7 protein-coding genes and 1 pseudogene are annotated in these 6,489 nt (G+C 68.2%); 6 read left to right on the top strand and 2 right to left on the bottom strand.

All coding sequences use genetic code 11. The annotated features are described in order from the left end of the window. Positions 1–60: 60 nt before the first annotated feature. Positions 61–285, top strand: coding sequence for a DUF7220 family protein (locus M2A_RS16755; protein WP_045449888.1), 225 nt, complete (start codon positions 61–63; stop codon positions 283–285). A gap of 52 nt (positions 286–337) precedes the next feature. Here the strand turns inward: M2A_RS16755 and M2A_RS16750 are convergent, their stop codons facing one another. Together M2A_RS16750 and M2A_RS16745 are read right to left on the bottom strand one after the other, a co-directional pair. After that, positions 338–883, bottom strand: coding sequence for a DUF3489 domain-containing protein (locus M2A_RS16750; RefSeq protein WP_045449886.1), 546 nt, complete (start codon positions 881–883; stop codon positions 338–340). Between the two features lie 98 nt (positions 884–981). Further along, positions 982–1,206, bottom strand: a complete 225-nt coding sequence (locus M2A_RS16745) for a hypothetical protein (RefSeq protein ID WP_045449885.1) — start codon at positions 1,204–1,206, stop codon at positions 982–984. Positions 1,207–1,320: 114 nt separating this feature from the next. Here M2A_RS16745 and M2A_RS16740 point away from each other — a divergent pair, with 114 nt between their 5' ends. The 5 genes and pseudogenes from M2A_RS16740 to M2A_RS16720 all read left to right on the top strand — a co-directional run. Beyond that, positions 1,321–1,881 (top strand): hypothetical protein, encoded by a 561-nt coding sequence (locus M2A_RS16740; RefSeq protein WP_045449884.1) that lies wholly within the window; start codon positions 1,321–1,323, stop codon positions 1,879–1,881. After that, positions 1,829–3,832, top strand: a complete 2,004-nt coding sequence (locus tag M2A_RS16735; protein ID WP_045449883.1) for a phage terminase large subunit family protein — start codon at positions 1,829–1,831, stop codon at positions 3,830–3,832. The genes M2A_RS16740 and M2A_RS16735 overlap by 53 nt, the downstream gene beginning before the upstream one ends. Before the next feature lies 1 nt (position 3,833). Continuing rightward, a complete protein-coding gene (locus tag M2A_RS16730) occupies positions 3,834–4,043 on the top strand; it encodes a phage head-tail joining protein (protein ID WP_045449882.1) in 210 nt (69 codons plus the stop codon). After that, positions 4,043–5,563, top strand: coding sequence for a phage portal protein (locus tag M2A_RS16725; protein ID WP_045449881.1), 1,521 nt, complete (start codon positions 4,043–4,045; stop codon positions 5,561–5,563). Before M2A_RS16730 ends, M2A_RS16725 begins: the two co-directional genes overlap by 1 nt. A 4-nt stretch (positions 5,564–5,567) precedes the next feature. Beyond that, positions 5,568–6,489: pseudogene (locus M2A_RS16720) on the top strand (hypothetical protein); the annotation flags it as partial.

The raw sequence follows: 6,489 nt of genomic DNA, 5'->3' as shown, positions 1-6,489 counted from the left end.
GCGCATGCGCTCAGAACTCTGGCGGCTGAACTGCTGGCCGATGAATGACGGGGTGCCAGCATGAAACAGAGCCGCGCCATGTCTCTCGTCGAGTCCCTTGCCAATGTCGCCGTTGGCTACGGCGTGGCGGTGGTGACCCAGATCCTGATCTTCCCGATTTTCGGGCTGCACACCACACTGGCGCAGAATCTCATGATGGGTGGCATTTTCACGGTGGTCAGCATTGGACGTTCCTACGCGCTGCGTCGGCTGTTCGAGGAAATCCGGTTGCGCCATGCCAGATGAAAACCGCCGCCCGGATCGGGCGGCGGCATCGGGTCTGGAAAACGTCGTGTCTTCAAGCCGGCGGGAGGCTGTACACCCGCCCGCGGCCATCAATCTTCTCGGAGGCCACTTCGAGACCGAGCTTTTTCTTGAGAGCGCCCGCCACCGCGCCGCGCACCGTGTGTGGTTGCCAGCCGGTGGCCGCGACAATCTCGGCGATAGTCGCACCTCCCGGCGCGCGGAGCATCGCGATCAGCGCGGCCTGCTTGGTGCCTTCGCGCGGTGTTCGCGTAGTGGGCGCGGCCTGCTGCTCGGCGCGGGTGTCTGGCGCGCTCGCAGGCGCGGTGCTCGTGCCCTCGGGCTCAATGCCGATGGCGGCGAGGCCTGCGTCGGTCGCCACCAGCGTGGTGCCGTGACCGTCCCCGGTCTCGCACCAGACAAGCTCCCCATTGCGGATGTCGGCATCGACTTCCTCGATGAAGCCTTTGGCGATCATCGTCTCCACCACCTTGGTGGCGGCGCCTCCGCGCAGGGAACCGGGAAGCGGCAGGACATTGTAGCTGTCGCGCTGAGCGGCGGCGCTGAGAATTACGGCTTGCGTGTCGGTGAGCTTGGTCATGGGGTCGTCTCCTTGGATTGAACCGCGACCGTCGCGGTCCTTCTACGACCCCAAGCCGCGCGGCACGGCGCGGCCGGAGTTCGGGCAGGTGCAGGATTTCACCCGGCGTGCTCGCCCTCGCGGAACGCCATGTCGGTGATCTCGCGCAGCTTGTCGCGGTAGTGGCTCAGGGAGCCGACATGGCCCCAGTTGATCTCGTCGGGATTGGTTTCGAAGTGGTCGTCGCTGAGCGCCTTGAGGCGTTCCAGCATGCTGTCGATCTCCAGCTTGGCGGCGATGAAGGCGTCGAGTGCCTTCGAGTTGTCGGTGGCGCGTCGGGTCATCTCTGTGGCTCCTCGTGGCGAGTTGCAGCGTGGTCTTGAAAGCCACGTTCGCTCTGTCCGAACCGCTTATCAACTCGATAAGCGCCTGAATCTGAACAATAATCGGAGAACGCCATGCAGGGGCTGAGCGAGCGCCAATACGCCGCGCGCGTCGGTCTCTCGCGGGGCGCGATCCAGAAGGCGAAGGCGGCGGGACGGCTGGTCCTCCATGAGGATGGCAGCATCGACGCAGAGGCGAGCGATGCACGCCGGGCGGCGATGACGGACCCGTCGAAGTCCCGGCGCACCACGGCATCCAAGCTCAAGCCGGTCCCCGACGCGGCCGTGTCCGCCGTTGGCGACACTCTGCGGGAACAAGGGCTTGCCGCGCCACCCGTCGGCAGCGGCACGACCTTCCTGCAGGCCAAGACCGCGAATGAGGTGCTGAAGGCCCAGGAGCGGCGCATCCGGCTTCAGAAGCTCAAGGGAGAACTCGTCGACCGCGCCCGGGCGGTTGCGGTCGTGTTCCGGCTGGCACGCGAGGAGCGCGATGCCTGGGTGAACTGGCCGGCGCGCGCGGCGGCGCTGATGGCGGCCGAACTCGGCGTCGAGGCGGCCACCATGCAGAAGGCCTTGGAGAAACATGTACGCGCCCACCTCGACGAACTCGCCGAGGTCCGGCCCGAATTCCGGTGATGAAGATGGCCTGAGGGATTTCGAAGGCGCGGCTGAGATCCTGCGCGCCTGGGGCAACGGGATCCGACCGGATCCCGACCTCACCGTCTCGGAATGGGCGGACCGGCACCGGATGTTGGCGTCCCGCGCTTCGGCCGAACCGGGGCGCTACCGCACGATGCGAACGCCCTACATGCGGGAGATCATGGACCGGCTGTCGCCCGGCGACGCGGCGCAGCGGGTCGTGTTCATGAAGGCCGCGCAGGTCGGTGCGACGGAAGCCGGCAACAACTGGATCGGCTTCGCCATCCACCAGGCGCCGGGCCCCATGCTCGCGGTCCAGCCGACCGTGGAACTGGCCAAGCGCAACTCGCGCCAGCGGATCGACCCGCTTATAGACGAGAGCCCCGAGCTGCGGGAGCGGGTCAAACCGGCCCGATCCCGCGACGCCGGGAACACGATGCTGTCCAAGGAATTCGCTGGCGGCATCCTGATCATGACGGGCGCGAACTCGGCGGTCGGGCTGCGCTCGACCCCGGCGCGCTACATCTTCCTCGACGAGGTCGATGCCTATCCGGCCTCGGCCGACGAGGAAGGCGACCCGGTGACCTTGGCTGAGGCACGGTCGCTGACCTTCGCCCACCGGCGCAAGGTGTTCCTGATCTCGACGCCGACGATCCGGGGGCTCAGCCGCATCGAGCGCGAGTTCGAGGCGTCCGACCAGCGGCGCTACTTCGTCCCGTGCCCGCATTGCGGGGCGATGCAGTGGATGAAGTTCGATCGGCTGCGCTGGCAGAAGGGCAAGCCGGAGACGGCGGAGTATCTCTGCGAGAGCTGCGATCAACCCATCGCGGAGCACCACAAGACGGCGATGCTGGAGCGCGGCGAATGGCGGGCGACCGCTGTCGCCGCTGATCCCACGACGGTCGGCTACCACCTCTCTGCACTCTACTCGCCGGTGGGCTGGCTCAGCTGGTCCCGGATCGCGCGCAGCTGGGAGGCGGCCCAAGGCTCCGACGAGGCGATCAAAGCGTTCCGCAACACCATTCTCGGCGAGACATGGGTCGAAACCGGCGAGGCGCCGGACTGGCAGCGGCTCTACGATCGCCGCGAGGCGTGGCGGCCAGGCATGGTGCCAGCGGGCGGGCTGTTCCTGACGGCGGGCGCGGATGTCCAGAAGGACCGCATCGAGGTGGATGTCTGGGCCTGGGGCCGAGGGCTTGAGAGCTGGCTCGTCGATCACGTCGTGATCGAGGGCGGGCCGGATCGGCATGATGCTTGGGACCAGTTGACGGCAGTCCTCGACCGGTCGTGGCCACATGAAAACGGCGCGCACCTTCGGATCGCGCGGCTCGCCATCGACACGGGCTACGAAGCCCCGGCAGTCTACGCCTGGTCGCGCAAAGTCGGCTTTGCGCAGGTCGCGCCAGTCAAGGGGCTCGAAGGCTTCAATCGCTCCAGCCCGGTCTCCGGCCCCACATTCGTGGATGCAACCGAGGGCGGGAAGCGCCTGCGTCGCGGCGCCCGGCTCTGGACGGTGGCCGTCTCGACCTTCAAGGCCGAAACCTACCGCTTCCTGCGGCTGGAGCACCCGACGGCCGAGGAACGTGACGAGGGCGCGGCGTTCCCGCCCGGCACGATCCACTTGCCGACATGGGTCGAGAGCGAGTGGCTGAAGCAGGTCGTGGCTGAACAGCTTGTGACGGTGCGCACGAAGCGCGGCTTCGCGAAGCTCGAATGGCAGAAGCTGCGCGAGCGCAACGAGGCACTCGATTGCCGGGTCTACGCCCGCGCGGCCGCCTGGATCGCGGGCGCCGACCGCTGGCCCGAAGAGAAATGGCGCGACCTCGAGGACCAGCTCGGGGCGACGCCCACCGACAGCGATCCCGCCGGGCAGATCCACCGGCCGGGACAGGTACCCCAAGGCAAGCGCCGTTCCGACTGGATCGGGCGGCGGGAAGGATGGTTCTGAAATGACCGACTGGACCGAAACCGAGCTTTCGGCACTACGCCGGGCCTATGCCAGCGGCACGACCCGTGTCAGCTATGACGGTAAGTCGGTGGATTACGGCTCGGCGGAGGATCTGCTCGCCCGCATCCGCACCATCGAGCGCGCAATTGCCAGTGTGGGGCGGCCGCTTCCGGTCGCCGGGCTCGCGGGCTTCTCGCGCGGGGATCGCTGATGGCGGCGAACTGGTTCGACCGCGCCATCGCTTCGGTCGCCCCTCGGGCCGCCGCGCGGCGTGTCCTGGCGCGACAGGCGTTCGAGACGCTCGCGCGCGGCTACGAGGGCGCCGCGCGAGGACGCCGCACGGAGGGCTGGCGTGCCCCGGGATCCTCGGCCGATACCGAGATCGGCGTGGCCGGGGCGCTCTTGCGCGACCGGATGCGCGATCTCGTGCGCAACAACCCGCATGCAGCGAAGGCCGTGGCGGTGCTGGTCAACAACATCATTGGCGCGGGCATCATGCCGCGCGCCGCGAGCGGCGACGACACGCTGGACCGGAAGGTCGATGCGCTGTTTGAACGCTGGACGGCGGAGTGCGATGCCGATGGTCAGCTCGACTTCTACGGCCTGCAGACGCTGATCTGCCGGGAGATGGTCGAGGCGGGCGAGGTCTTGGTGCGGCGCCGCCTGCGGCGATCCTCGGACGGTCTGCCGGTTCCGCTGCAGTTGCAGGTGCTGGAGGCCGACTTCCTCGACGCCACCAAATCCGGCGTTCTCGGCGCGGGGCGGCTGGTGCAGGGAATCGAGTTCGATCCGCTCGGCAAGCGCAAGGCCTACTGGCTCCACGCCGAGCATCCTGGCGACGCCTATGGCGCCCTGCAAAACGGCCTGCAGAGCCGGCCGGTCCCGGCGAGCGAGATCGCGCATGTCTATGAGAAGCAGCGCACGCAGGCGCGCGGCGTTCCCTGGGGCGCGCCGGTCATCCGCGCCCTTCGTGATCTCGACGATTACGAGGTGGCCGAGATCGTGCGCAAGAAGACCGAGGCTTGCGTCACCGCCATCGTCTTCGGCGACGACGAGGCGCAGCAGGGCATCGCTCCGGCGGTGGTCGACGCCGACGGCAACCGGGTCGAGCAGTTCGAACCAGGACTCATCGCCTATGCCCGCGGCGGCAAGGACATCCGCTTCAACCAGCCGGCCGCGACGGGCGGCTACGGCGAGTATAAGCGCGCGAGCCTGCATACGATCTCTGCCGGGTTCCGGGTGCCGTACGAGCTGCTGACGGGCGACCTCAGCCAGGTGAACTACTCCTCCATCCGGGCGGGGCTCGTCGAGTTCCGCCGGATGATCGACGCTGTCCAGTGGCAGCTCTTCATTCCGATGCTCTGCACCCCGGTCTGGCGCTGGTTCACCGAGGCCGCATGGGCCGCGGGGCAGATCCCGAAGCCGGACGTGCCGGTCGAATGGTCACCGCCCAAGTTCGAGGCAGTCGATCCGCAGAAGGACGCGATGGCGAACCTTCTGGCGATCCGTTCGGGAACGATGACACTGGCCGAGGTGATCGCTCGGCAGGGCCGCAATCCCGACGCCGTGCTGGCGGAGATCGCCGCGACCAACGCCAAGCTCGACGCCCTCGGGCTTGTGCTCGACAGCGACCCCCGCCGCGTCACCAAGACCGGCAGCGCGCAATCAAGCGACCCGGCAACCGATCCGGAACCCGACTCGGGGCAGCCGGACACCGCCCAACAGGACTGACTTCATGGACACGATGATCGAACTGCCGGCGCTTCGCCGGTCGGCGGAGCTTGCGCCGAACACCGTCGATGCCGACGCACGCACCGTCGAGGTGATCTGGTCGGCGGGCGCGCGCGTCCGGCGGGCGAGCTTCTTCGGCGAGCCCTACGACGAGGAACTCAGCCTCGACCCTGCCCATGTGCGCCTCGACCGGCTGAACGCGGGCGCGCCGTTCCTGAAGGTCCACGAGATCGACACGCTCGACGCCGTCATCGGCTCGGTGGTGCCCGGTTCGGCGCGGATCGAGAAGGGCCGCGGCATCGCGCAGGTTCGCATCAGCGAGCGCGCCGATGTCGAGCCGATCTGGCGCGACATCCAGGCCGGGCACATCCGCGCGGTCTCCATCGGCTACCAGGTCCATCGCTTCGACATCTCCAAACCCGACGGCGGCCGAGAACTCTGGCGGGCGGTGGACTGGACCCCCTTCGAGATTTCAGCGGTCCCGGTCGGGGCCGACCCCGCCGCGGGCTTCCGCAGCCAGAGCCCTCTTGAAACCTGCGTCCTTCACCGCCGGGACGCGCCCTCCAACCCGCAAGGAGCATCCCCGATGACGGAGAAGACCCAGACCCCGGCCCAGACTGACGAGGTCGTGGCCGACCAGACGAGCGAAACGGCAGCGACCGAGGAGACCACCATGACCGACACGCCCCCGAGCGCGGCCGATACGCAGACCCGTGCGCGTCCGAAGACCGCCAAGCCCGATACCCCGGATCCCGATGCCGCAGCGAATCGCGCCCGCGAAGCCGAACGTGAGCGTGTCTCGACCATCTACGATCTGGCTGGTCGCCTGAACCTCGAGCGGGGCTTCGCCGAGGATCTGGTCAAGCGCGGCACTGGTCTCGACGAAGCGCGTCGCCTGATCCTCGATCAGGTCGCAGCGAAGTCGG

This window comes from Tepidicaulis marinus (genome assembly GCF_000739695.1).
GTDB lineage: Bacteria > Pseudomonadota > Alphaproteobacteria > Parvibaculales > Parvibaculaceae > Tepidicaulis > Tepidicaulis marinus.
Note: the sequence above shows the minus strand (reverse complement) of the source record. Positions and strands in the feature narration are given on the sequence as shown.

Coding starts and splice junctions, on each gene's coding strand:
- M2A_RS16755 (WP_045449888.1), top strand. CDS start 61: ATGAAACAGAGCCGCGCCATGTCTCTCGTCGAGTCCCTTGCCAATGTC.
- M2A_RS16750 (WP_045449886.1), bottom strand. CDS start 883: ATGACCAAGCTCACCGACACGCAAGCCGTAATTCTCAGCGCCGCCGCT.
- M2A_RS16745 (WP_045449885.1), bottom strand. CDS start 1,206: ATGACCCGACGCGCCACCGACAACTCGAAGGCACTCGACGCCTTCATC.
- M2A_RS16740 (WP_045449884.1), top strand. CDS start 1,321: ATGCAGGGGCTGAGCGAGCGCCAATACGCCGCGCGCGTCGGTCTCTCG.
- M2A_RS16735 (WP_045449883.1), top strand. CDS start 1,829: ATGTACGCGCCCACCTCGACGAACTCGCCGAGGTCCGGCCCGAATTCC.
- M2A_RS16730 (WP_045449882.1), top strand. CDS start 3,834: ATGACCGACTGGACCGAAACCGAGCTTTCGGCACTACGCCGGGCCTAT.
- M2A_RS16725 (WP_045449881.1), top strand. CDS start 4,043: ATGGCGGCGAACTGGTTCGACCGCGCCATCGCTTCGGTCGCCCCTCGG.